This window comes from Ruegeria lacuscaerulensis, assembly GCF_013034745.1.
GTDB classification, from domain to species: Bacteria; Pseudomonadota; Alphaproteobacteria; order Rhodobacterales; family Rhodobacteraceae; genus Ruegeria; species Ruegeria lacuscaerulensis_B.
Window position 1 is genome coordinate 72,848 of record NZ_WQGP01000005.1, and the last position, 23,851, is coordinate 96,698.

A 23,851-nucleotide genomic window follows, 5' to 3' on the forward strand; every position below is an offset into this window, starting at 1 on the left:
CTCATGTGAAGTTAGTTGTTCGAAACGGGAATGCGCTCAGTTAGAAATTGTTCGAAGGTGGCGGTTTCGACCGCATATGCGCTGATATCGCGCTTCCGGGTAATAACCTTTTCGATCACGGCACACAGGCCAAGAATTACCATGCCCGGGAAGAACCAAAGCCCCGTCGCCAATGGCATTTGCTCACTGTAGAGCAAAGTTTGGAGAAGAGGCCAAATCAAGAATGGCATGGCAGCCAGGGCTGACCACTTGACTGGTTTCATCTTTTCCTCGGCTTCCGCAGCCAACCGGGCATGAATCTCGACCAAATCGCGCTCCCATGCTAGGAATTCGTCCATGACTTGGCCAGCGATGTAGTGGTCACAGCGGCAATAATCGCGTGTGATGTACTCAACCTGTCCGCAGGCTGCGCAGCGGACCGCATTGATACTATCCGCTTTCGGGCGCAGGTGTTTCTTCTGACCTTCGCGATCGGGGACTTCTTCAGCCCCGCAGACGCCTTCGAGCAGGCGCTCTATATCCTGACCAAGCCGCAGCTTTCGCGGGCGTAGTTTCAGCACTTCATCGGGAAATTCTTCATTCAACATCAGCTTACAAGCCTCAATACGCTGTCGATCCTTGTTGTGTCCGGTTCCCCGCCTTCAATCGTCAGGGCATCGGTGTTCAGGAACTCATCGAAGAGAAAATCGATGGCATCCCACTTCTTTTCAGGGGTCACAGTCAGTCCGCGTTCATTGATCCGGCGCTCGACTGCGATGCCGATCTTACGATAGGCGGCGGCGATCTCTTCGTGCCTTCGGCTCTTGCCATCTTCCGAGTCGCCTTCGAGCATCCAGAGCGGATCAACGTCGAATTCCTCGTAGACTTTCAACAGTAGTGAAGCCGTCAAATCCCGCTGGCTGCGTTCATAGTACTGGTATGCGCTCCGACTGGCGCCAAGGCGCTGCGCCATCTCCTCTTGGGAGAGGCTTGCCATGTTTCGCACAGCCGCAAGGCGATGTCCCAAACCGGGAACTGTCATAGAAAACCTTCTTAATGGTTGCATTGACCACGATACTGGTTATATGAATCACATATGACCATAAATCGTGTCAACGCGCTCGATTCACGTAAGATCAGCGTATGTTTGTTTCATTCTGAACGCAAAATGAAATTAACTGCCTCGATTTGTGAGCAAAGAGTTTGAGGAGGTGAAGCGTGGAAAAGCTCTTGGAAACCCCGAAAGAACTGGCCGAGCGCGTTGGCATTCCTGTGTCCAATATTCGCTACCTGATCCGCGAAGACATGCTGGACCACATCTATACGGCCCCTGGGCGTAGAAATCCGAAAATCCCTTCCGGCGCGTGGGAGCGGTACGTCGACAATTTCACGGTGAAAACATGCCCAGAAAGCCATCCCCGCCGCGCCTCGAGCGCGACCGCAAGCGTCCGTCCGAGGGCAACTGGTACATCTACTGGACCGAGGGGGGACGCAGCCGCGAGCACTCGACTGGCACTGGGGATCGCGACCAGTCTGAACTCTACTTCGCAGAGTGGAAGCTAAGGCGCTTTAGGCCAGATCGAGCAGTCGAGCCTTACGAATTCTATGTGGCCGACGCAATTTCGCACTACCTGGCAAAACGGCTTGATGACGTCTCCGATCCGGAGCGCTTGGCCAATGCGGCCAAGCCGATCATCCGATTTTTCGACGGCTACGCCGTTGGTGACATCAATGATGCGCTCATCAAGGAGTATTGCCAGAAGCGACGAAAGGGCCGGGGTGAAAAGGGTCTCAAGGACGGCACGCTCAGACGAGAACTCAGCCTGTTGTCGACCGCTATCAGGCGCGCCGAAGAAGATCAGCTGATCACGCGCAGGATAGCCGTTCGACTTCCACCGAAGCCCGAAGGTCGAATCCGGTTCCTGACGTGCGATGAAGCGATAAAACTTATAAAAGCCTCGCGAAGCTTCGATACCCCTTTGGAAGATGGTGTGCCGACGGAGTCAAAAACCGAACACCTGACCCTGTTTCTCCGTATCGGTTTACTGACGGGCCAGCGGAAGGAAGCGATCCTGTCCTTGCGTTGGTCCGATATCGATTTCAACAGCAACATCATCTACTGGAATCCGGTCGGGCGTCGACGGACCAAGAAGGAGCGCCCGAGCTCAAGGTTGCCCGCGCGCCTGAAGAAACACTTGTTGCGCAGGCGGAAGCGATTTCCGGAAGACGAATTCGTTGTCACCCATCGCGGCAAGTCCCTGCAGAATATCAAGCGTGCGTTTCGATCCGCCGTTGTAGCGGCTGGCCTCGAAGGTCAGGGAGACCGGAAAGTCGTGCCGCACACTCTGAGGCACACTTGCGCAACCTGGCTCATGCAGAAGGGTGCGCCAAAGTGGGACGCCTGCGGCTTTCTGGGGATGACCCTCGAGACGCTCGAAAAGAACTACGGGCACCACCACCCAGACCATCAGCGCGGGGCGGCGGATGCCATCTGACATCCGGATCATTTCCGGAAATAGACCATCACAAACGTTAACAAAGGAGCAGTCAAATGACAACGCATCATAATAAATACAGGGGGTTAGGCTCCGGCCTGATCCTTCGGGAGGCAGGGGTCGGAGGTTCGAATCCTCTCACTCCGACCAAAAAACAAGGCCCCTGAGGGGCCTTTGTTGTATATTAGACAGCAATCCGCGGTCCATTGAACCTGAGCGTTATTCGAACTCTAACGCATTGGCAGCTCTGCGCAGGATGTCAGGCTATGAATGTTCAACTCTAATGCAGCAAGCTTCAAACAGGCACAAAAACCGCGTAGTTCTCATCGATAACGTAGTCGACGCGTCTTTGATGTCCGGTTAACGGAGTTTGCAGCAATTCTACCGGGGGAGCAATAAGCGGCTTGGGAAAGTCTTCCTCCCTCAAGGTCTCGCCTTTGATTTCGGCCTCCTTCTTCGCTTTCTCAAGCATTTTGTCAGCGTATTCTAAACTCTGTTGAAGCAGTTGATCTGGATCACCGCGCTGAAAGTCATTTTGCTCAATTAGGAGGTTGTTCTGTGTATACGGTCGAGACTTATTTCGTGCTTCAATCACGCGAAGAGGGATCAGTTCTTCTGACTCAGACGAGGTTCCTCGGGATGTCGGCCTACCACAAGCATATGGTCCCTGTAGGCAACCATAAGCGTACATTGCAACTGCAACGTCACAGTCATCCTGATCCAAAATCCAAGTTACAACATCGATGTAACCTTTGATGTCAGGATTTAGAGACCTAATCAATCCGATCCATAACCATTGGTCTCTCTGCCCCTCCAGGAAAGGTATCATATCCACCAATTCGACAAACACAGCATCATCGGGAGTTTCCCATCGGGCTTCGTAGAGTTCTGCTGCGGTAAATGGTCTAAATTTTAACGGGTCATACTTAATAACAAAAACTCGTGTCCAAGTAACACACAGAGCAGCCTTATCTGACTGATCCAATACGATTGTTAGTTCGTCATTGATAAATTTCCCAGACCCGCTCTCAATTGTTTTTTGCAAGCTGCCTAGAGCTTCAGCCAATTGTCCATCCCTATCGCCGCGCACAGGGAGAGTACGGCGCAGCAGACTGCGGCTGCCTCGGAACCGAGGCACGACCTCTGCAAAGGGGCTTCGCAGCGCGATTAACGCCCCAGTTTACGTCCGGCGTTTCGGAACTGCATTGCCGCCCTTGGCCGCCGCGGCCCGCGCGCGGTTCTTCTTGCTGTTGGGCTTGCCTTTTGGCGGCGGAGGACCTTTGGGGCGGCGATCCGGTGTCTTGCCTGCCCAGGCGTCCCCGGCCTTGCTGCGCTTGGGTTTGGGATCGGCTTTTCCCTTGTCCGCAGGTTTGGGTGTGTCCTTCTTCCGCGTCTTTGCCGGTTGCGGTTCGACCAGACGCTCCGGACGCTCAGTTTTTCCCCGTTTCTTGTCCTTCATCCCACGTTTGGGGCCCGGTTTTGCGGGTCGCGACAGGTCTGGGGCCGTGTCCAGTCGAACGATCTCTTTCGCTCCTTCGACCTTCATCTCGGGCCCAATGGCTTCGATAAAACCGGGCACGCTGCTTTCGCGGATTTCGATATAGGTCACATCGTCGGCAATGCGGATCGCGCCTATATCGGATTTCGTGATGTTCCCGGCCTTGCAGATCATCGGCAGAACATAGCGCGGCGAGGCGTGCTGATTGCGCCCCTCAGACAGGGAAAACCAAACGCTGGGACCAAAGGAAGCGCTGGGTTTGGCTGCCGCGTTGACCTCGCTCAGTTCTTCCGGCGCGGAATGTTGGCGCGTGTATTGGCGAACGTAAGCCGCGGCCAGCTGTTCTGACGAGAACCGCGCGACCAGTTGCTCGACCGAGGCGCGCTCGGTCTCGGGAACCTCGGACTGCCAGTCGTCGGACGCAAACATTCGTTGCAAGTCCTGCGCGTTGACCTCTTCAGCCGAGGGCGCAGACCCCCACTCGGCGGTGAGTTTGGCAAATTTCAAAAGGCGCTGTGCCTTTTTGAACGCCGCCGGGGGCACGATCAGCGCACTGACCCCTTTGCGGCCTGCCCGCCCGGTACGGCCCGAGCGGTGCAGCAGGGTTTCATGGCTGTTGGGCAGTTCGGCGTGAACAACCAGATCCAGGTTCGGCAGGTCGATCCCCCGCGCCGCGACATCGGTGGCCACACAAACACGGGCGCGGCCATCGCGCATCGCTTGCAGCGCGTTAGAGCGTTCGCTTTGCGTCAACTCACCCGACAGAGCGACAACCGGGAACCCCCGGTTGGACAAGCGTGCCGTCAAACGGCTGACCATGGCGCGTGTGTTGCAAAAGACGATGGCGTTCGGGGCTTCGTAATAGCGCAACACGTTGATGATTGCGTTCTCGCCATCGCGCGGCGCCACATTCAGTGCACGGTATTCGATATCCGCGTGCTGCGTGCGTTCGCTGACCGTGCTGACCCGTTCAGCATCCTGTTGATAGCGCGCCGCAAGGCTGACAATCGCGCGCGGCACCGTGGCCGAAAACAGCAGCGTCTGACGCGTCTCGGGCGTTTGTTCCAAAATGAACTCCAGATCCTCGCGGAAGCCCAGATCCAGCATCTCGTCAGCTTCGTCCAGCACCACCGCCCGCACATCAGTCAGATCGATCGAACCGCGCATGATATGATCGCGCAACCGGCCCGGCGTTGCGACAACGATATGCGCGCCTCGGGCCAAGGCGCGGCGTTCGTCGCGCATATCCATTCCGCCCACGCAAGAGGCAAGAAACGCCCCCGCTTCAGCATAAAGCCACGCCAGCTCGCGCTTTACCTGCATCGCCAGCTCGCGCGTGGGCGCAATCACCAGCGCCAAAGGTGCTGCGGCCGCGTCAAAGTCATCGCCCTCACCCAAAAGCGTGGGCGCGATGGCCAATCCGAACCCGATGGTCTTACCCGAACCCGTCTGCGCGGAAACCAACAGGTCGCGCCCCTGCAATTCGGGCGCGGTCACGGCCTGCTGTACCGGGGTCAGCGTTTCATATCCTTTGCGCGTGAGCGCATCCTGCAATGTCTGTTTCATAGATCGGCTCGCTCTGGTGATGCTGTCACCCTCAGAGCGTCCAACACACGGATCATCGTCGAAGCGCCGCTCATAGCGAGAGACGACGGGGATGTATAGAGCGGAAATGAGGCACGCATACCTGCCGCGCGCAGGAAGCAAACCGACCAGAATGCCCTATCCCGTCTTGGACAGACGGTCAGGAAAAGCTGGGCCGAAACCACCTGGCCCAGCCATTAGGCATCAGCTGCCGCGATTGCGGAAGCTCTCTTCGAAGTCCTGAGTTTGATTTTCAGCGCTGCCGCCACTTGGGCCGCTGTCGCAGGCGGCGATGAGTAGCAAGCTGGCGGAGATGAGGACGGCTCTGATCATTTGGGGACCTTTGTGTTCGGAAGATTCAGGTGGAAACACGCGCGCCTGTCCTGCCTAGCACGGAGGCGCGTAACCAACGGGTCAATCCTGTGTGACAGCGCTGTGATCCCGGTGGGCGATCAGTCCGGCTTGCGGGCGATGATCCAGATAGGGTGATAGGTCAGCGGCACGGTGCCGCCGCAGCCATGGCGCGCGACATACGCGTCCGAGAACCGCCGCAAATCCGAGCGGGTCCAAACCGCGCGGGCACGGCCGTTCACCCCAGTGCTGCGCAAATGGCGCAACAGGTCGTGGGGTGAGGCAAACCGAATGGTCCGAATATCCTCGTCTGCCACCATCACTTCCAACTCATCGCAAATGGCCGCGCTCAGATCCTCGGGGCGACTCAGGCCCGGCGCTTCGGCGGATGACCCGATCTGCGTCAACTCGTGAAACTGCCGTGGCCCAAAGCCCGAAACTGCCAGCCAACCACCGGGTGCCAGCGCACGCGACATGCGCCGCATCAGGGCCGCCGGATCGTGCAACCACTGGATCATCGACGCCGAGCAGATCAGATCGGGCCGCTGCGGCCAAGCAATCCGTTCCGCATCGCCACATACAAACCGCGCCTTTGCAGCGGTCGCGGTTGCTGCGGCCTCGGGCGCAAGGTCATTGAGCGTCAGAGCCTGAAACCGGAACCTGGCCTGTAACTCATGGGTCAGATGTCCGGTACCGCAGCCCAACTCCAGCCCATGGTCAAACTGCGCAGGCGCGTCGTGGGCGTGCAACGCGTCGGCCAAGTCTGCGGCGATCTGCGCTTGCAGACCCGCCGCCGCATGATAGCTGCCAAAACTGCGGCTAAAACTGCGTTGTACCCGGTCTGTGATCAATGTGTTCATGCCAACCACTCTGCCCAGCTTTGACCCGCTCGAAACGGAACATGCGGGCCGTCAATGCGCCGAATGGTTGAGGTCTGCCACGCCGCCTCTTGCGCCTTGGTGGGGATGATCCGGTCTTGGTGCGGAATCCACACTCGGTCAAACCGACGCGCCAGAGCGGGGCCGCGCTGAAGGATCGCACGCAGTTCCGCTTGCGCCGCATGGATGTCAATCTGCGGTGCTGGTCCTTCGAACCCGGCGCGGCGGCAGAACTTGGCAAAGCTAGCCGCGCTCAGATTGTCGGCAGTGGCGTTGATCATGTCCGGCGCGATGCCTTTTTCCACATCCGCAGGAAACAAGGTGCCGCTGACCGCAACCAGACGATCCGGGTTGACCCCCGCCCCCTCTAACCAGTGCACAGCCGAGGCGACACCGAAGGAAAACGCCAGCACATCGAGCCGATCATAATCGGCCAGTTCGGGCAGTTCAGCATCAAGCTGGGTATAGTCGTCGACAAACAGGACGTCCCCGCCGCCCTCCAGCCCGGCAAACGGGGCAGGCCCCAGCGCCCAACCACCGAACACTAGTGTCAGGTTTTCAACACCAGAGCGGGACAGCCAAACCGCCTTCATGCCTCGCCCCGCGCCAGATTAACCATCGCCGCCGTCACCCGGCTCAACTCATCGCCCGAGATCACGAAAGGCGGCATACAATAGATATTGCGCGCGAAGGGCCGCAGCCAGACACCAGTTTCGGGTGCTTGCGCATGCGCGATCCGAGGGTCAACCGGTTGCTCCATCTCGATCACGCCGATTGCGCCCAGAACCCGTACATCAGCCACGCCCGGTATGTCGCACGCGGGCGCAAGCTCATGCTCCATCTGCTTGGCAATTGCGCTGACCTCATGATGCCAGTCACGCTGTTTCAGTTGGTCGAGGCTGGCGATGGCCGCCGCGCACGCCAGCGGGTTGGCCATATAGGTCGGCCCGTGCATCAACACGCTGGCCTCGCTTTCACCAATCCCGCGCGCAACGGCTTCGGTCGCAATTGTAGCGGCCAGAGTGATATGACCGCCGGTCAGCGCCTTGCCCACGCATAGGATATCCGACACCACATCCGCATGCTGCATGGCAAAAAGCTGACCCGTCCGCCCAAACCCGGTGGCGATCTCATCAAAGATCAGCAACACCCCATGGGCCGAACACAGCTCGCGCGCGCCTTTCAGCCAGGACGGGTGATAGAAATACATCCCGCCCGCACCCTGTACCACCGGCTCAAGGATCAACGCGGCGATCCGGTCGCCCTGACGGTCCAGCATCTCTTCCAGAGCGCCAAGCCCATTCAACGCCGGATCCTCCGGCCAGTCCTGTCCCAACGCCACAGAGGGCCGGGGCAGGAAATGCTGGATCGACATCGCCCCCCGGAACAGCCCATGCATTCCATTGACTGGATCGCAGACGCTCATCGCTTTCCATGTATCGCCGTGATACCCGCCCCGGATCGTGGCAAATTCTGTCCGGCCCGAATGACCCTTGGCCATCTGGTACTGCACAGCCATCTTCAACGCGACCTCGATCGCGACCGAGCCGCTGTCGCTGTAGAAAATCCGGTCCAATCCATCGGGCAGCATGTCGATCAGCCGCTTGCCCAGCTCAATCGCGGGCGTATGCGTCAAGCCGCCGAACATGACATGGGGCAAGTGATCCAACTGCGTCTGCATCGCTGCGATGATGGCCGGGTGACGATGGCCGTGCACCGCACACCACCAAGATGACATGGCGTCGATCATCTTACCGCCGTCCTCGCGCGTCAGCCAGACGCCCTCAGCCGAAGAGATCAGGTGCATAGGCCCCGGATCCAGCACGTTGGTATAAGGATGCCACAGGTGGCGCGCGTCAAAATCCAATGGGGTCAAAGCGCACCCCGTATCGTGGTCAGGTCCATCCCCGCCATCGCATCAGCCACAGAGGCACGCGTCACGGTGTTAAGAACCGGCAGCCGTCCCAGATGGCGCGTCTCGCACATCTCGACAATAGTCTGTTCGACATCCGGCTCGGCGTCTCCGATGAATGCCACGCCGACCACGTCGACACCCGCGCCGCGCAAGGCGCGCAAGGACAGCGCGGTGTGGTTGATTGTGCCCAAAGCCGTGCGCGCCGCCAGAACGACCGGCGCCTGCCAACGGGCAAACAGGTCCAGAAAGAAATGCTGCCGGGTCAGAGGCACCATCACGCCACCCGCCCCTTCCACAACCAACGGGCCGGGAACCTGAGGCAAAGTCAGTCGCTCAAGGTCGATCTCAACCCCCATATCCTCGGCCGACAGATGCGGCGAGGCGGGCAGGTTCAGCCGATACGCCTCGGGCAAGACCGGCGCGCCAGACAGGGCCTGCACGGTTTCGGTATCCGTCGCCTCTTCCAACCCGGACTGGACCGGCTTCCAATAGCTGGCCCCAAGGGCAGCGGCCAGCCCGGCGGACAGGACGGTCTTGCCCACACCGGTATCGGTGCCGGTGACGACCAGAGTGCTCATGCGGCCTCCTTCCGGTAGCGCGACAGTGTTTCGAACAAGGCGCTGATCTCGGATTTGGTGACATTCCCGGTGATCGAGATTCGCAACCGCGACGTGCCCTTCGGCACGGTCGGCGGGCGGATGCCGCGGATATCAAAACCTTGTTCCCGCAAGCGCGCCGCCATTGCCATGGTGCTGGCGTCATCACCCAGAATAACGGGGATAATCTGACTGGTCAGAGCTTGCGGCGCGATCCCAGCACTATGCGCCACCGAATGGGCATGCGCGATCCGGTCCTGCGCCTGCTGCGTCCAAATCGGGTCGTTGCTCAGCAGCTCAAGCGCGGCCCGCACGAGGCCTGCATTAAAGGGCGACGGGGCGGTGGCAAAAATGAACGGGCGCGCGCGATTTATCAAAGTGTCGATCATCACACGCGGACCGCAGATCAATCCGCCCGCAACACCTAGACCCTTGCCGCAGGTGTGCAAGGTCAGCACATCCGCGTCCAGCCCATGCGCCAGCCCCCGGCCCTGTGGACCAAAGACGCCCGTTGCGTGGGCCTCATCCACCACCAGCACCGCATCGTGGTCCCGCGCCAGCGTTGCGAAATCGACCAACGGGGCCAGATCGCCTTCCATCGAATAGACACTTTCGACCGCAACCCAAACTTGACCCGAACCACCCTCGGTGCGCCATTGCGTCAGAACCCGGCGCGCATCGGCCAAGTCATTATGAGCAAAGCCCCGTGTGTCGGCACGCCCGGTGCGCATCCCTTCGAACGCGCTGGCATGGACCAAAGCGTCATGCAGGATCAGATCCCCCGCGGCGGGGAGGCTGGAAAAGATGGCCTGATTGGCCTGAAACCCGCCACCCATGAACAGCGCGGCCTCGGCCCCAAAAAAACTGGCAGCGAACTGCTCCAAAGCCTCGTGCTCGGGATGGTTGCCACGCAACAGGCGCGACCCGCCCGACCCCAACGGCACCCCGCGCGACAGCGCGTGCTGCGCGGACTCGGCCAATTCGGGTGACTGAGCCAGCCCCAGATAGTCGTTCGACGCGAAATCCAACCCCCGGCGCGGTGACAACACCCGCCGACGATGCCGGTTGTCCAGCACCTCAAGCATCGAGGACAAGCGCGCCGTAACCGTCATTCGGCCGCGTCAGCCCGGCTGTCCTGCGCCGCGACCTCGGCCTGAAGCCCCAGCTTGGCAAAAAGAACCGCGTCGGTGTCTTCCTCAGGGTTTTCCGCCGTCAGCAGCGTTTCGCCCACAAAGATCGAGTTCGCACCGGCAAAGAAACACATCGCCTGCAGCTCATCGCTCATGTCGCTGCGCCCGGCAGACAGGCGGACATAGGATTGCGGCATCATGATCCGCGCCACAGCGATCACCCGCACAAAGTCAATCGGATCAATCGGCTTGGCATCGGCCAGCGGTGTATCCTGCTGCGGCATAAGCATGTTGATCGGAACCGAATCCGGCGCAGGCGCCATGTTGGCCAGCGTCACCAGCATGTCCATGCGGTCCTGAACGCCCTCGCCCATGCCCAGAATGCCACCTGAACACACCTTGATCCCCGCCTCTTGCACCCGGTTCATCGTGTCGATCCGGTCGGCAAAGGTCCGGGTGGTGATCACTTCGGAATAATAACGCTCGGACGTGTCGATATTGTGGTTGTAGTAATCCAGCCCCGCATCACGCAGTTGCACCACCTGCGTGTCACTCAGCATGCCAAGCGTCATGCAGGATTCCATCCCCATGTCGCGCACGCCTTCGACCATGGCAACCAGCGCAGCCATGTCGCGGTCTTTGGGCTCGCGCCACGCGGCCCCCATGCAGAACCGGGTCGCGCCGCCCTCTTTCGCCTTACGGGCCTCGGACAGAACCCGCTCGACCTCGATCAGTTTCGAGGCCGACAGCTTGGACCCATTGCGCGCCGATTGCGAGCAATAGGCGCAGTCCTCGGCGCAGCCTCCGGTCTTGATCGACAGCAGTTTCGAGGTCTGGACCTTATTGGGATCGAAATTGGCGCGATGCACTGTCTGGGCGCGAAACAGAAGATCCATCAGCGGCAGATCATACAGCGCCTGAGCCGCGTCACGTGTCCACGAGTTTGGTTGGGTCTGCATTTTATCTATAATCTTTCGTGTAACCCGAGATTTCGGTCATTTTTTATCGATAAATTTTGTGGTTGCAATATTTTTCACTCAAACCAAGTCAGGGCAAATGGACGCGGGCATCGTAAAAATGCGAGCGTCCAATATGCGCACGGGCAGTCAAATCACCGCTGTTTTTGCTGATAAGCTCGTGAGGCTGAACGATCTGCATCTTTTCCGGATGATACGCAATTTGACGCCGGGCCGGCTTGGATAGGCTGGTGTCACATAAACCCGCCCCAAATTTCCGGGCGACGAAAACTTCCAAGCAAGAGGACATCAGCCATGAGAGTATTGAAAATCCTAACATTGGGCGCAGCGATGGGTGTTGCAGCGCTTGGGATCAGTCAGTTCAGCACATCGGTCAACGCGCAAGTGTCCGACGACTGGCAGCCTCAATGGACCGAGGATGGTCAACTGGTTCTACCGACAGGCTACAGGGAATGGGTGTTCCTGGGCTCACCCCTGACGCCGAACGCACTAAACGGCGGGCAGGCCGGGTTCCCGGAATACCACAATGTTTACATGCATCCGACGGCCTATGCTCAGTACAAGGAAACCGGGGAATTTCCCGAAGGCACTATCTTGTTGAAAGAGCTGCAACTGACCCAACCCGGCGAGGAAGCGGACGGATCGCGGCTTGAGGTGTCGGGACAGGGTTATTTCCCGGCCGGGTTCAACGGCATCGACATCGCGGTCAAGGATTCCTCGCGCTTTGCGGAAAGTAACAACTGGGGCTATTTCAACTTTGGCCACCATGCCCCACCCTATGCCGAAACCGCCGCCTCCGCCCCAATCGAGGCCTGCGCCTCGTGCCATATCGACAATGCGGACGAGGATATGGATTTCACCCGCTTTTACGCGATCCTCAGCGCGAACTAAGCGGATCGACCTCTGAATGCCATCGCGTCAGGTCGGCGCGGTGGCCAATAGGTGGCCAAAACATTCGCACCCCAAAAACCTCTCTGGACTTTCACGTGTCACATAAGCTCATTCTCGTCGCCTGTTTTGCAGCCTGCCCCGCTCTGGCGCAGATGGGGACTGCGGTCGATCACTGCGATGCCCAACCAGCGCCGCGAGTGGATTGGCACGGCTGTGATTTTGCGCATCAGGATTTCTCGGGCTTGGATCTCAGCCACGCCAACCTCAGCGGCGCAAAACTGACTGCAGCCAAGCTGCGCGGGACCAACCTGTCCCATGCCGATCTGACCGGCACCATCCTGATTGGCGCGGATTTGCAACAAGTCAATTTCGCGGGCGCGGACCTGCGCGGGGCCTTCATGACCAAAGCCCAATTGAGGGGCAACAATTTCGAAGGCACCAGATTTGACGGGGCCTATTTCAACGACGCGCGACAATGCGCCGTTGGGTCCGTTGGCAGTTGCAACTAAACAGCCCGCCATGATTTCGCGCCGCTAATGGATGCGGATTGCGGGCTGCGCCATGCTGTCGGCGTTGGCCCGTCCGGCGCAGGCCGATGCGCCGCAACTCGACCGTCACCCGACCCCAGAGGTCGGCTTTTTCGCCAGTGCCTGTCTGATCGAAGGCCCTCAGAGCTGTGAGTTGGTCGACGCAAATCTGAACGTGAGCGAGGCGCAGGATCTGGCGCGTCTGGTCCGCGAAACCGGCAAACCTTTGACCCATATCGTGATCACGCACCCGCATCCCGACCACTATCTGGGCCTGCAATTTCTGGGGCCACAGTTTCCACAAGCAATTGTCGCAAGCGCAGCACAGTCTTTGACATTCATTGAAACCGCGGCCTTGGACTGGCCCAACAGGGGATGGCCAAATCCGAGCGGATTGCTGGCATGTTGACCCGCTACCTCGATCACGTCTTCCCTTTGGCTCCGCGCAACAGCATCCTTGCCAGCTGATCCTGACGCCATGGCAAAAGGCAAACGCGCAGGGACCGATAATGGTTTACTTGCGGGGCGGATGTGACAAAGGTCCGACATGACACCATCAGCCCCAACAGATTCGCACGACCAGGCCACAACTCATTCGTATCTGTCTGCGCTTAGGGCGACGCTGGGCGAAGCCGCCGTCCTGACCGGTTCAGATATTTCCGAGACCTACACCCGAGACTGGACCCGAGACCGGCACGGACAATGCCTGGCCGTTGTCAAACCCGCCACTTCAGCCGAGGTGTCGCAGGTCTGTGCCCTCAGCCACGCCACAGGCATCGGTATCATCCCGCAAGGGGGGCATACCGGTCTGGTCGGGGGCGCGCAGCGCAATCGGGGCGATTGCATTCTGATTTCCACCCAACGCATGACCGCAATCGAAGAGATCGACGCCGACGGCATGACATGCACGGTGCAGGCGGGCGCCGTCCTTGAAACAGTGCAAACGACCCTAGGCGAGCAGGGTTTCCAGTTCGGTGTTGCCATCGGCTCTCAGGGCAGCGCTCAGATCGGGGGGCTGATATCCACGAATGCGGGCGGAGTGAATGTCCTGCGCCACGGCATGATGGGTGCTCAGGTTCTGGGGTTGGAAATGGTGCTGCCCCAAGGGCAGATCCTATCGTCGATCACAGGATTGCACAAAGACAACCGGGGGCCGGACCCGTTGCGGCTTGCTATCGGCGCCGAAGGGGTATTTGGCGTGGTCACCCGTGCCTGCCTGCGCATTCTTCCCCGCCAGACACATAGCGCCACCGCATATGCCGGCTGCACCTCGATGCAGGGCGCGCTGGACCTGCTGCGGCATATTCGCAGCAACGGGCACGAGGTCCTGTCGGCCTTTGAAGTGATGTCCCAAAGCTGTATGCCATTGGCCCAATCCGTTGACCCCTCGATGATCCTGCCGGTCGATGCGCCCGTCCATGTGCTGATCGCGTTTTCATCCGCGATGGACCTACCGCTGCAAGACCATCTGGAGGCACTTCTGGCCTCAGCATTTGAGCAAGGGGTGGTGCAGGACGCCGTCATCGCGCAATCGCAATCTCAGGCCGCCCGGTTCTGGTCCATCCGCGAAGGGCTGGTCGAAGGACAGATCAAGCGCGGCTACCACGTGCGCAGCGATGTGTCGGTTCGCTTGGGGCATGTGCCCCAAGCCGCGGTCGCGCTCGAAACCATGCTGGCTGAGGAGTTTCCGGGCTGGATACCGCAGACCTACGGCCATTTGGGCGACGGCAACCTTCACTTTAATGCCCTACCCCCGGAGTCCAAGTCCGAGGAAGAGGCGCGCGCCGTCGGAAAGACCATCGAAGCGCGCATATTTGACATTGTCACAGAGCTCGGCGGCTCATTTTCAGCAGAGCATGGCATTGGCCGCACCAAGGCCGGGTGGTTCCGAAAAACTCTTCCTGCACGTCATGACCTGTTGGCTCAGTTGAAATTCACGCTCGACCCTAAAGGCATCATGAACCCTGGATGCCTTCTCGCCGAAAACCCGACGCATCCGCCCGACCGGGAAGATCCTAAAACAACCGGCACAGGCAGTCCTGCAGCAAAGTGAAGCCCTCCTGGGCCTCACCTGAGATATGCAAGTGATTGCGCTTTCGTTATTTCAACAGACCCTGCTCGCGGTAATATTTGAGTGCTCCGGGATGAATGGGCGCGGACAGGCCCGCTGAAACCATTTCTTCTTTGGTCAGATTTGCGAATGCCGGGTGGAACGTACGGAAGTCGTCGAAATTCTCAAAGATCGACGACACCAGCGCATAGACCGCCGCTTCCGAGACCTTGGCCGAGGTCACAAGCGTCGCGCCGACCCCGAACGTGTCCACATCCCCGTCGGTGCCGCGATACATGCCTCCGGGAATGGTCGCTGCCCGGTAATAGGCGTTGTTGTCGATCAACCCGGTCACGGCGTCACCGGTCACCGGAACCAGTTTGGCATCGCAGGTCGTCGCGGCTTCGGTCAGGTTGCCGGACGGGTGGCCCGCAGTGATGATGAACGCGTCAATCTGGTTGTCGCAAAGGGCGCTGGACTGTTCCGCCGATTTCAGCTCGGCCGCCAGTGCAAACGTATCCTTTGTCCACCCTTTGGCGTCCATCAGCACCTCCATCGTGCCGCGCTGGCCCGATCCCGGATTGCCGATATTAACCCGCTTGCCTGCCAGATCATCGAAATGCTCAATCCCGGAATCGGCGCGAACCATCACGTTGAACGGCTCGGCATGGACCGAGAATACCGCGCGCAACTCTTCGAATGGCCCGGCCTCTTCAAATTTTGAGGTGCCGTTCAGCGCGTGGAACTGCCAGTCGGACTGGGCCACGCCAAATTCCAGTTCGCCCTCGCGGATCGTATTGATGTTATAGACCGAGCCACCGGTGGATTCGACCGTGCAACGCACCCCGGTTTCCTTGCGATTCTTGTTCATCAGACGGCAGATTGAGCCACCGGTCGGATAGTACACGCCGGTCACGCCGCCAGTTCCAATGGTCACGAACTCTTCAGCCTCAGCGGCCACGGTGCCAAGCGCAAGCGTCAGGGTCGACGCCAAAATCAGTTTCTTATTCATAATTTCCTCCCTTTGAGATTGTCTTGAGTGTCGTTTGGTCAGGTTGGTTCAAGCTGGTCCTGATAGCCGAACAGCGCAGGCAAACCGCCCGTGTGCAGCATCACGACCTTCTGGCCCTTGCGGATCGCGCCGCTGTCCAGAAGCCCCAAAAGCCCTGCAAAGGTCTTGGCGGTGTAGACCGGGTCCAGAAATATGCCTTCGGTCCGGGCCATAAGCTCCAGTGCCGTGCGGGTCCGGTCCCCAATTTGACCATAGCCGGGGGCAAGCGCACCGTCCCAGACGTGGATGTCTTCCTTCACCAAAGCCGGGTCAAAACCCATCAACGCTGCCAGCTTGCCAAGAACTTTCTCCATCCGGGCCTTCTGCTGGGTTTGGTCGCGGCGGACGCAGATGCCGTAGACTTGCGCGCCATGACCTGACAGGCGCAGCCCGGTCAGGAACCCTCCATGGGTCGCGCCACTGCCGGAAGGCACCACCGCCACATCAAATTCCGCCATCTGATCGGCCAGTTCCGCGCCGCCCTGCACATAGCCCAAGGCCCCCAGCGGTGGGTGATCGACGCCAAGATGAATGACATAAGGTGTTCGCCCTTCGGCCCTCAGGCGCGCGGCGTGATCGTGCAACGCATTGTCCGCTCCGACCTCGTCCTCGCCTACCGGAAAGTGCATATGCTCGGCCCCCAGAATCTGCGCCAGCAGAACATTGCCCGAGCGGTAATAGGCCGGCCCCATCCCCGGTACGCGTTCTTCCAGTTGCAGCACCGACGTCATACCCAACCGCGCCGCAGCGGCGGCGGCAGTGCGCACAAAATTGGACTGCACCGCGCCCGTGATCAAAACCGTGTCAGCCTTCTGATGCAGGGCTTCGCCAAAGTAGAATTCAAGCTGCCGGGTCTTGTTGCCGCCAAAACTCAACCCGGTCAGGTCGTCGCGCTTTAACCACAGGTCGATGCCCAACCGGTCCGACATCCGGTTCATCCGCTCGACCGGAGTGACCTCAGTCATCAACCGGATGCGGGGAAATTCGGTCAGTTTTCGGTCAATCTGCATGTGCATGGTCATCCTGTGTCATCCCATCATCCAGGCCCGTCGAATGAGGGCCACGCAGGCCAGAACCGAGATCACCCGGATCGCCTGCCCAATTACGCGTTGCGGTAACTTCGGGCCAATCAAACGACCCAAAACGCTGCCCAATACCGTCGCGGCGGCAAAAGGCACCAACCACGGCGCACCAGCAAAGGCCGTCCAATCCAGCGCCAAATGCAGCGCAAAGGCGCTGCCATAGGCAACCAGAGCAACGGGTTGCACCAGTTTGCGGGCAGCTTGCGGCGACCGGCCCACCGCCAGCAGACCAAGCACCATCAACGGCCCCGGCGTGGCCGCCCAGACAGTTGCCAGGCCGGACAGACCCGAAATGGTGCGGAATCCTGATGGTCCGATGTTCTGCCCGAATGGGATCAACGAAGTTGCAACCCCAATCAGCAGCAGCGCGGCGGTCAAAAACAGAACCGCGCGTTCGGACAAAAGCGGATAGATCAGCAGCCCCAGCGCGATCCCAGCCAGGCAGGCCAGAACCGCGTCCCGCACAAGCCCCCGGTCGCGCCGCCAGACCTGCGGGTCGGTGGCCACAAGCGACACAAGCGTGTTCAGCATCAACAGCACCGGCACCGCCGTCGCCGTGCCCAGCAACACCATCATCACCGGGGCCACCACGATGCTGAAACCGATCCCGACCCCAACCTGAAGCCCGGCCCCTAAAACGATGGCAATCAGCAAGATCAGCAAATCAGCCGACACGGGGCAAGGTCCTTTCTGCGGTTCGCAGCGATGACCCTAGCGCTCATCTACTATGATGAAAAATCATCTTATTGTATTTATTGATGCTCAAATGTTATCAACTTGCATGCGCATTACCGCCCGCCAGATTGAGCTGTTTCAGATGGCCTACCGCCACAGGTCCACCCGAAAAGCCGCCGACGCCCTGCACATCTCGCAACCTGCAATCAGCCGCGTTGTGGCCGAGCTCGAGGTTGAGATGGGCGTGGCCCTGTTTGACCGCGCCGGACGAAAATTCGAACCCACCGCCGCGGCGCATAGTTTGCAGCAGGCGGTTCAGAAACACTATCAAGGGCTGGATCGCATCCGCGACACCGCCACCCAGATCGCCCTTGGGACCGGAGGGCATTTGCGCGTGGCAACAGTTCCGGCCGTGGCCGATACGCGGGTGGCCATTGCAGCCGGACGGTTGATGGCCGAGTTTCCGGCCTTGCGCGTGGATGTGGTCGTTCTGAATGAAAGGGCTGGTCTTGCGGCCCTACGAGAAGGACGGGTGGATTGTGCGGTCGTCTCCTCGGACCCCGGAGACCCCAACCTCGCCTGCACCCGCCTGACCGATCTGGACCCGGTCGCAATCGTGCCGCGCACCGATGCGCTGGCCGACAGATCCGAGGTTTCGGCGGCTGAACTGGCGACAAGACCGCTGATAACGCTGACCCCGCACAGCCCATTTCGACGCGCGGTCGAGATGATGTTCGACCGCGCCGGCACATCGTTTCAGGTCCGGGCCGAGGCCGAGACACAGACCGCTCTGGTCCATATGGTGGCGCAAGGGGCCGGGTGCGCCATTGTCGATGCAAATATCCTGCGCAGCTCGGATACCGCGGGCGTTGCGACGTTGCGCCTAACATCGCCCCTAAGCTGGCCGACCCGAATTGCGACCTTGTCCGCGTCACAAGACATCCCCGGCCTGCGCCGGTTCACCGCAGCGGTTCTGGACACCCAAGCACCCGGATCGTCACCCTAGATTCCGGTCATAGCGGGCTCGTCTTCGACGACGATAAAGTGGTTCGCATCCAGATCGGCAACGTCGACCCCCTCCAGCAACAGGCTCGAGTCATCGGCATATTGCAAAAGCGCACCCTCGCTGGTCTGGATTAAATCGACCATGGGGTCGTAGGTGTCCTGATACCCCACATTGATCACTACGGCGTCAAAGTTGAAGTCGAAATCATCCACCACATCATGACCAAATCCGCTGACCCCGTCCGCTGAGGCATTGCGCGCAACACCAACCATATCTATACCTTCACCGGTACTGATCGTGTCATTGCCCATATAGCCAGCAATCAAATCGTCCCCGGCGCCGCCCTCAAGGATATCATCCCCGGCACTTCCAAAGATCAGATCGTTGCCTGCGCCAGCTTTGACCGTGGCCGCCGCGCCAGCGGACAGATCAATATGGTCGTCCTGCGCGGTCAATATGAGGGTTTCAAAATTGATGTATTGCGCCTCGGTCGCGCCCTGTTCGACCAGATACTGAGGGTCCTCGGGATCGAAAACGAAATCATAAGCCAATTGCACGCCTTGTGCCCTGCCCGAGAAGTCCAGCGTATCGACCCCGTCGCCACCATCTACCGTGTCCAGCCCGCTCCCAGCAAGCGCGATATCGTCGCCGCCCAGCAGATTGACACTATCCCCGCCCGCAGTGCCGACCCAAACGTCATTTCCTTCGGTGCCCACGGCGGACCCTCCGATAAGGGTGACGTCTGCGGTGCCACTATTGTTAGACGGGTCCACCTCATTCTGGGCATCCGCCACCAGAATGACCTGATAGTCCCCGGCGGAAAGACCCGCATCCAAACTGGCCGATCCCGTGAGAGTCGCCGAACCTCCAGCCGTCAGAGTGGCCGAACCGCTCCAGATCACAATATCGTCGCCTGACACAGTACCGTCCGTCGACAGATAGGCCGTGAAGCCCGTATCGATTGCCGGGTCAGAGCCCAAGTTCGAGACGTCAAAGCTGAAATCAAGCTGCCCGCCTGTCGGGCCAGACAAATATCCCTCGGGTCCCAGATCCAGATCCGAGGACGCGGCGATGCTGAGCGTTCCCACCGACAGGTCCACCACTGGCGCGGGCGGAGGGGTCAGGGTGACGGTATGCACAATGGTGTTGTTGTCAGGCTGCGTATCGGTCGATCCGTCATCCCATTCGACGACGCTTATCAGGTGATAGGTGCCCGGCGCGAAGCCTTCGGGCAGCCAATGCGTTCCAGTCACATTTGTCGTCATCTCGGGATCGGTGCCGCCAGTGATCACTGAAATACGCTGATCATCTTCGGAAATCGTTGCATCGGTCGAGATATAGGTGGCGACCGTATACCCCGACACATCCATGTTCGAGGCGTCCTGAATGACATAGTCGATCTCGATCCGCGCGCCGCCGTCCAAATCAAGGTCCGATCCGTCGCCAACCGAGGCCGAAAGCAGTTGCAAATCGGTGCTGGGAGCCTCGACTGTGATCTGAACCCACTCTGTCAGGTTGTCGGTCTCATCCTCTTCGGTCAGGGCATCGCCACTGTCCACGCGTACCGCAACCCAATAGGTGCCGGGCTGCAACGCGCCGGGATCAAGCGTGAAGGAAACCGAGTCGCTGCTGCCGGTCGCCAAAGCACCCAGTTGCGCCGTGTCAATTGTGTCGATGATCGCCCCTTCGTCCGGAGCGGTGGCAATCACAAGGTCAACACTGGACGCGGTAGCGTCGATCACACCGTCGGAAGCGATCGAAACGCTCAAATCCGTCACCTCACCCGGCGACAGCACGGTGTCCTCGACTTGCACCGCCTGCGCGCTCAGATTGGCAAAACGAGGCAATATCACATCAGAGGCTGTTTGGGTCATATCCGCAAACTCGAACAGCTCGACATCAGACAGGGTGTCTGTCCCCTCGGGTCCCGAGATCTGTATGCGCCCGTCATCCAGCAGCGTGACCTCATAAGCATCGCGCGCATAGGCATAGACCGCCGTGTCGGTCCCGCTGCCACCCAGGATCGTATCATCGCCACCGCCGCCTGTCAGACGGTCGTTACCACCTTTGCCGTCCAGCACCTCATCCGCGCTGGTTCCGGTCAGAGTGTTGTCCCGTTTGTTCCCCGAAATGACATTGCTGCCACCCTTGTTTGGCTTCGGCATCGAAAATCTCCTGCACAAATCACTTTGAGATTTTAGGTGCCAAGGAATTGCGTCAACAATTTGACGTTGTGTGATATGTAGATATGATTAATCTTAGATTGTATTTTGACATGCTAATGTCTGTGCTTTTTGGGCCTTCCCCGGCCCAAACAGTTTCTCTCATTCTCGGAAAACGCCTTGTTTTGTGCATGCATTTCCTTTGAACTGCTGAATAGACAGGCGACCAATATGACGGCTTCCCGGTTTTCTGGTCTCGCCACGTGGGAGAGCACATAAATGACCCGATCCGAGATCTTGCAGGTTTTGGCAGATTTAACGGCCCGGATGCAGGACGCCGACGAACTGATCACACGTCTCCAAGCCGCCGGGTTCAGCGAAGATGAGATCGCGCTGACCCAACAGCTCACCACCCAATGCTCGGGGCTTAGCCCTAGCTCCGAAAATGGCGCGGCAGAACAGACGCTGGCCCGTCTGGTGGATGCGATCAACACCATCCCCGAGGGGTTCGCCCTTTACGATGCGGATGACAGGTTGGTGCTGGCCAATCAAACATACCGCCAGATGCTGTATCCGGGACATGAAGATGTAATCAAACCGGGAATGAAGTTTGAGCAGGTCGTCCGCAAAGCCCTTTCGCTGGGCGTGATACAGGACGCAGCCGGTCGTGAAGAGGAATGGCTGACCAAGCGGCTCAAGCGCCACTTCAACCCTGAAGGCACCCAGATGCAAAGCCGCGCCTCGGGCGGGTGGATCAAGATCAGCGAGCGCAAGACAAGCGACAACGGGATTGTCGCTATCTACAGCGATGTCTCGGACCTGAAGAAGGTCGAGGCCCGTAACGCCGAACTGGCGCAGATCCCCGAGGAAAACCCCAACCCGGTCATGTGCATCAGCAATGACGGGGTGCTGATCTATGCCAACCGCTCCAGCGACCCGCTGCTGGACGCGCTGGACCTAAAATTCGGCCAGCGGGTCGGCCCCGACTGGCTAAAGCGGGTCGAGACAGGCCTGCGCCAGAACGAACGACAGGATTTCGAATGTCAGGCGGGCGGGATGGTCTATGCCCTGCTGCTCTGGCCCCTGCCCGATGCCAAACATGTCAACCTCTACGGCCGCGATGTCACCCAGTTGAAACAGGCCGAGAACAGGATGCGTGAACTGTCCCGCATCCCCGAGGAAAATCCCAACCCCGTTATGCGCATCAGCGCCGACGGCAAACTGATCTACGCCAACCGCGCCAGTGCGGCGCTGATCTCGGCGCTTCAGCTCAAGGTGGGCGACCGGGTCGGCACCGGATGGCGCAGGCGCGTTGCCAAGGGCTTGCAAGAAGATCAACGCCAGGATTTCGAGTACGAGGCCGGCGGCTTGATTTACGCCCTGCTTCTGTGGCCCGTGCCCGATGGTGGCTATGCCAATATCTACGGGCGCGACATCACCACTCAGAAACAGGTGGAAAGCGAATTGCGCGTGGCCCGTGACATCGCTGAGACTGCGAACAAGACCAAAAGCACCTTCCTCGCCAATATGAGCCACGAGCTGCGCACGCCCCTGAACGCGATCATCGGCTACAGCGAGTTGATGCTGGAAGACGCCATTGACCAGAATGATGAGGCCAACCTCAGCGATCTGACCAAGATCCAATCCGCCGGGAAGCACCTGTTGGCCCTGATCAACGACGTTCTGGACCTGTCAAAGATCGAAGCGGGCAAGATGGAGTTCAATCTGGAATCCTTTGACATCTGCCAGATGGTCATGGATGTGAGCACGACGGTGCAACCTTTGGCCGAGAAAAACGCCAATGCGCTGGAAATCTCGTGTCCCGAGGATATCGGCGAGATGGTATGCGATCTGACCAAGGTCCGGCAGGCCCTGCTGAACCTTCTGTCCAATGCCTGTAAATTCACCGAAGACGCAAGGATCACTCTGACCGTGCAGCGCACGGATGATCCCGATCTGATCGAATTCGCCGTCACCGATCAGGGCATCGGTATGACGCCCGAGCAAGTCGAGAAGGTTTTCGAGGCTTTCACCCAAGCCGATTCCTCGACCACCCGGAATTACGGCGGCACCGGGCTGGGGCTGTCGATCACCAAGGTGTTCTGCGAACAGCTGGGCGGCGATATCGGCTGCACCAGCACACTAGGCGAAGGCTCGACTTTCACTATCCGCCTGCCGGGTGTCTGCCGCGATCCCGCAGCCAATCTGCTGCACGGGCCGGGCTATACCGAGGGCGATCCGAACAGTGATCCGACCGCGCCGCTGATATTGCTGGTCGACGATGATCCGACCGTGCATGATCTGCTTGGGCGGCGTCTGCGCCGCGAAGGATACCGGGTGCTGGCCTCGACCAGAGGTGAGGATGCGCTTGAATTGGCGCGCAAGACCCGGCCTGACGCGATCACGCTGGACGTGTTCATGCCCGAAATCGACGGTTGGGCGGTGCTGTCCAAACTCAAGGACGATCCCGAACTGGCCGAAATTCCGGTGATCATGCTGACCTTCGCTGATGACCGGTCCCGCGGGTTGTCGCTGGGCGCAAGCGAGTATCTGGGCAAGCCGATTGACACGGTCGAATTGCTGAACGCCCTGAAACAGCATTGCTCCGCCCAACCCTCCACCCGCGTACTGGTGGTCGAGGACGAAGCCGCCACGCGCGAGATGATCTGCCGTGTTCTGGGCAAAGAGGGCTGGCAGATTGATCAGGCCATAAACGGGCTGGACGCGCTGAACCAGATGTCGAAATCCACCCCGGATGTGATCCTGCTGGACCTGATGATGCCCGAGATGGACGGGTTCGAATTTCTGGCCGGAATGCGCAAGAACCCCGATTGGGGTGAAATTCCAGTCATCGTGGTGACTGCAAAAACCCTGTCGAACGAGGACCGCGCCCGGCTGAATGGTTCGGTCCAGACGCTGATCAGCAAGGACGGGGACGAGGTTGAAACCATCTTGTCCCAGTTGAACGCCATCCTGCCCAACGCGCGAACCGGGAACCGCTAGA

The 23,851-nt window shown here is 59.5% G+C and carries 21 protein-coding genes; 7 read left to right on the plus strand and 14 right to left on the minus strand.

The window, feature by feature from the left end; all coding sequences use genetic code 11:
* Nucleotides 1-11: 11 nt before the first annotated feature.
* Nucleotides 12-587: a hypothetical protein gene (locus GOV79_RS11390; RefSeq protein WP_170670435.1), complete on the minus strand. Its 576-nt coding sequence runs from the start codon at nt 585-587 to the stop codon at nt 12-14.
* The gene (locus GOV79_RS11395; RefSeq protein ID WP_170417167.1) at nt 587-1,021 is read right to left on the minus strand and encodes a helix-turn-helix domain-containing protein; all 435 of its coding nucleotides are present in this window, start codon (nt 1,019-1,021) and stop codon (nt 587-589) included. Before GOV79_RS11395 ends, GOV79_RS11390 begins: the two co-directional genes overlap by 1 nt.
* A gap of 358 nt (nt 1,022-1,379) precedes the next feature.
* Here GOV79_RS11395 and GOV79_RS11400 point away from each other — a divergent pair, with 358 nt between their 5' ends.
* Nucleotides 1,380-2,474, plus strand: coding sequence for a tyrosine-type recombinase/integrase (locus GOV79_RS11400; RefSeq protein ID WP_170789863.1), 1,095 nt, complete (start codon nt 1,380-1,382; stop codon nt 2,472-2,474).
* Nucleotides 2,475-2,769: 295 nt separating this feature from the next.
* Here the strand turns inward: GOV79_RS11400 and GOV79_RS11405 are convergent, their stop codons facing one another.
* The 8 genes from GOV79_RS11405 to bioB form a co-directional block, all read right to left on the minus strand.
* The gene (locus GOV79_RS11405) at nt 2,770-3,540 is read right to left on the minus strand and encodes a hypothetical protein (RefSeq protein WP_170789864.1); all 771 of its coding nucleotides are present in this window, start codon (nt 3,538-3,540) and stop codon (nt 2,770-2,772) included.
* 114 nt (nt 3,541-3,654) lie between these two features.
* Nucleotides 3,655-5,538, minus strand: coding sequence for a DEAD/DEAH box helicase (locus GOV79_RS11410; RefSeq protein ID WP_170789865.1), 1,884 nt, complete (start codon nt 5,536-5,538; stop codon nt 3,655-3,657).
* A gap of 470 nt (nt 5,539-6,008) precedes the next feature.
* Entirely contained in the window at nt 6,009-6,767 is a 759-nt protein-coding gene (locus GOV79_RS11415; protein ID WP_170789866.1) for a methyltransferase domain-containing protein, read from the minus strand.
* Complete coding sequence (locus GOV79_RS11420) at nt 6,764-7,378, minus strand: pimeloyl-ACP methyl esterase BioG family protein (protein ID WP_170789867.1); 615 nt, start codon at nt 7,376-7,378, stop codon at nt 6,764-6,766. Before GOV79_RS11420 ends, GOV79_RS11415 begins: the two co-directional genes overlap by 4 nt.
* Nucleotides 7,375-8,661, minus strand: coding sequence for an adenosylmethionine--8-amino-7-oxononanoate transaminase (bioA, locus tag GOV79_RS11425; protein ID WP_170789868.1), 1,287 nt, complete (start codon nt 8,659-8,661; stop codon nt 7,375-7,377). Before bioA ends, GOV79_RS11420 begins: the two co-directional genes overlap by 4 nt.
* The gene (bioD, locus tag GOV79_RS11430; RefSeq protein WP_170789869.1) at nt 8,658-9,278 is read right to left on the minus strand and encodes a dethiobiotin synthase; all 621 of its coding nucleotides are present in this window, start codon (nt 9,276-9,278) and stop codon (nt 8,658-8,660) included. Before bioD ends, bioA begins: the two co-directional genes overlap by 4 nt.
* Entirely contained in the window at nt 9,275-10,408 is a 1,134-nt protein-coding gene (locus tag GOV79_RS11435) for an 8-amino-7-oxononanoate synthase (RefSeq protein ID WP_170789870.1), read from the minus strand. Before GOV79_RS11435 ends, bioD begins: the two co-directional genes overlap by 4 nt.
* Nucleotides 10,405-11,385, minus strand: coding sequence for a biotin synthase BioB (bioB, locus tag GOV79_RS11440; RefSeq protein WP_170789871.1), 981 nt, complete (start codon nt 11,383-11,385; stop codon nt 10,405-10,407). The genes GOV79_RS11435 and bioB overlap by 4 nt, the downstream gene beginning before the upstream one ends.
* A gap of 312 nt (nt 11,386-11,697) precedes the next feature.
* Here bioB and GOV79_RS11445 point away from each other — a divergent pair, with 312 nt between their 5' ends.
* The 4 genes from GOV79_RS11445 to GOV79_RS11460 all read left to right on the plus strand — a co-directional run bounded on the left by GOV79_RS11445 (nt 11,698) and on the right by GOV79_RS11460 (nt 14,874).
* Nucleotides 11,698-12,294 (plus strand): cytochrome P460 family protein, encoded by a 597-nt coding sequence (locus tag GOV79_RS11445; protein ID WP_170789872.1) that lies wholly within the window; start codon nt 11,698-11,700, stop codon nt 12,292-12,294.
* Between the two features lie 95 nt (nt 12,295-12,389).
* Entirely contained in the window at nt 12,390-12,803 is a 414-nt protein-coding gene (locus GOV79_RS11450; RefSeq protein ID WP_170789873.1) for a pentapeptide repeat-containing protein, read from the plus strand.
* Nucleotides 12,804-12,855: 52 nt separating this feature from the next.
* Complete coding sequence (locus GOV79_RS11455; protein WP_170789874.1) at nt 12,856-13,230, plus strand: MBL fold metallo-hydrolase; 375 nt, start codon at nt 12,856-12,858, stop codon at nt 13,228-13,230.
* 138 nt (nt 13,231-13,368) lie between these two features.
* Complete coding sequence (locus tag GOV79_RS11460) at nt 13,369-14,874, plus strand: FAD-binding oxidoreductase (protein WP_170789875.1); 1,506 nt, start codon at nt 13,369-13,371, stop codon at nt 14,872-14,874.
* 46 nt (nt 14,875-14,920) lie between these two features.
* On the opposite strand, the gene GOV79_RS11465 is transcribed toward GOV79_RS11460, so the two are convergent.
* The 3 genes from GOV79_RS11465 to GOV79_RS11475 are packed head-to-tail and all read right to left on the minus strand — an operon-like array spanning nt 14,921 to nt 17,679.
* Nucleotides 14,921-15,883: a TAXI family TRAP transporter solute-binding subunit gene (locus tag GOV79_RS11465; RefSeq protein ID WP_170789876.1), complete on the minus strand. Its 963-nt coding sequence runs from the start codon at nt 15,881-15,883 to the stop codon at nt 14,921-14,923.
* A gap of 38 nt (nt 15,884-15,921) precedes the next feature.
* A complete protein-coding gene (locus GOV79_RS11470) occupies nt 15,922-16,944 on the minus strand; it encodes a D-cysteine desulfhydrase family protein (protein WP_237218011.1) in 1,023 nt (340 codons plus the stop codon).
* 6 nt (nt 16,945-16,950) lie between these two features.
* Nucleotides 16,951-17,679 carry a TSUP family transporter gene (locus tag GOV79_RS11475; RefSeq protein ID WP_170773190.1) on the minus strand — a complete coding sequence of 243 codons (729 nt, stop codon included), beginning with the start codon at nt 17,677-17,679 and terminating at the stop codon, nt 16,951-16,953.
* 106 nt (nt 17,680-17,785) lie between these two features.
* On the opposite strand from GOV79_RS11475, the gene GOV79_RS11480 reads away from it, so the two are divergent.
* Nucleotides 17,786-18,685, plus strand: a complete 900-nt coding sequence (locus GOV79_RS11480; protein WP_170789877.1) for a LysR family transcriptional regulator — start codon at nt 17,786-17,788, stop codon at nt 18,683-18,685.
* On the opposite strand, the gene GOV79_RS11485 is transcribed toward GOV79_RS11480, so the two are convergent.
* A complete protein-coding gene (locus GOV79_RS11485; RefSeq protein WP_170789878.1) occupies nt 18,682-20,850 on the minus strand; it encodes a CARDB domain-containing protein in 2,169 nt (722 codons plus the stop codon). The two genes, GOV79_RS11480 and GOV79_RS11485, sit on opposite strands and share 4 nt — an antisense overlap.
* A 276-nt stretch (nt 20,851-21,126) precedes the next feature.
* Here GOV79_RS11485 and GOV79_RS11490 point away from each other — a divergent pair, with 276 nt between their 5' ends.
* Nucleotides 21,127-23,850 (plus strand): response regulator, encoded by a 2,724-nt coding sequence (locus GOV79_RS11490; protein ID WP_170789879.1) that lies wholly within the window; start codon nt 21,127-21,129, stop codon nt 23,848-23,850.
* Nucleotide 23,851: the final 1 nt, after the last annotated feature.

What these genes read in the sequence shown, in the direction of transcription:
- GOV79_RS11415 (WP_170789866.1), bottom strand. Translation starts at nt 6,767, where the DNA reads ATGAACACATTGATCACAGACCGGGTACAACGCAGTTTTAGCCGCAGT.
- GOV79_RS11485 (WP_170789878.1), bottom strand. Translation starts at nt 20,850, where the DNA reads ATGCCGAAGCCAAACAAGGGTGGCAGCAATGTCATTTCGGGGAACAAA.
- bioD (WP_170789869.1), bottom strand. Translation starts at nt 9,278, where the DNA reads ATGAGCACTCTGGTCGTCACCGGCACCGATACCGGTGTGGGCAAGACC.
- GOV79_RS11480 (WP_170789877.1), top strand. Translation starts at nt 17,786, where the DNA reads ATGCGCATTACCGCCCGCCAGATTGAGCTGTTTCAGATGGCCTACCGC.
- GOV79_RS11455 (WP_170789874.1), top strand. Translation starts at nt 12,856, where the DNA reads ATGCTGTCGGCGTTGGCCCGTCCGGCGCAGGCCGATGCGCCGCAACTC.
- GOV79_RS11490 (WP_170789879.1), top strand. Translation starts at nt 21,127, where the DNA reads ATGACCCGATCCGAGATCTTGCAGGTTTTGGCAGATTTAACGGCCCGG.
- GOV79_RS11390 (WP_170670435.1), bottom strand. Translation starts at nt 587, where the DNA reads ATGTTGAATGAAGAATTTCCCGATGAAGTGCTGAAACTACGCCCGCGA.
- GOV79_RS11470 (WP_237218011.1), bottom strand. Translation starts at nt 16,944, where the DNA reads ATGACCATGCACATGCAGATTGACCGAAAACTGACCGAATTTCCCCGC.
- GOV79_RS11460 (WP_170789875.1), top strand. Translation starts at nt 13,369, where the DNA reads ATGACACCATCAGCCCCAACAGATTCGCACGACCAGGCCACAACTCAT.
- GOV79_RS11445 (WP_170789872.1), top strand. Translation starts at nt 11,698, where the DNA reads ATGAGAGTATTGAAAATCCTAACATTGGGCGCAGCGATGGGTGTTGCA.
- GOV79_RS11435 (WP_170789870.1), bottom strand. Translation starts at nt 10,408, where the DNA reads ATGACGGTTACGGCGCGCTTGTCCTCGATGCTTGAGGTGCTGGACAAC.
- GOV79_RS11395 (WP_170417167.1), bottom strand. Translation starts at nt 1,021, where the DNA reads ATGACAGTTCCCGGTTTGGGACATCGCCTTGCGGCTGTGCGAAACATG.
- GOV79_RS11465 (WP_170789876.1), bottom strand. Translation starts at nt 15,883, where the DNA reads ATGAATAAGAAACTGATTTTGGCGTCGACCCTGACGCTTGCGCTTGGC.
- bioB (WP_170789871.1), bottom strand. Translation starts at nt 11,385, where the DNA reads ATGCAGACCCAACCAAACTCGTGGACACGTGACGCGGCTCAGGCGCTG.
- GOV79_RS11420 (WP_170789867.1), bottom strand. Translation starts at nt 7,378, where the DNA reads ATGAAGGCGGTTTGGCTGTCCCGCTCTGGTGTTGAAAACCTGACACTA.
- GOV79_RS11400 (WP_170789863.1), top strand. Translation starts at nt 1,380, where the DNA reads ATGCCCAGAAAGCCATCCCCGCCGCGCCTCGAGCGCGACCGCAAGCGT.
- GOV79_RS11410 (WP_170789865.1), bottom strand. Translation starts at nt 5,538, where the DNA reads ATGAAACAGACATTGCAGGATGCGCTCACGCGCAAAGGATATGAAACG.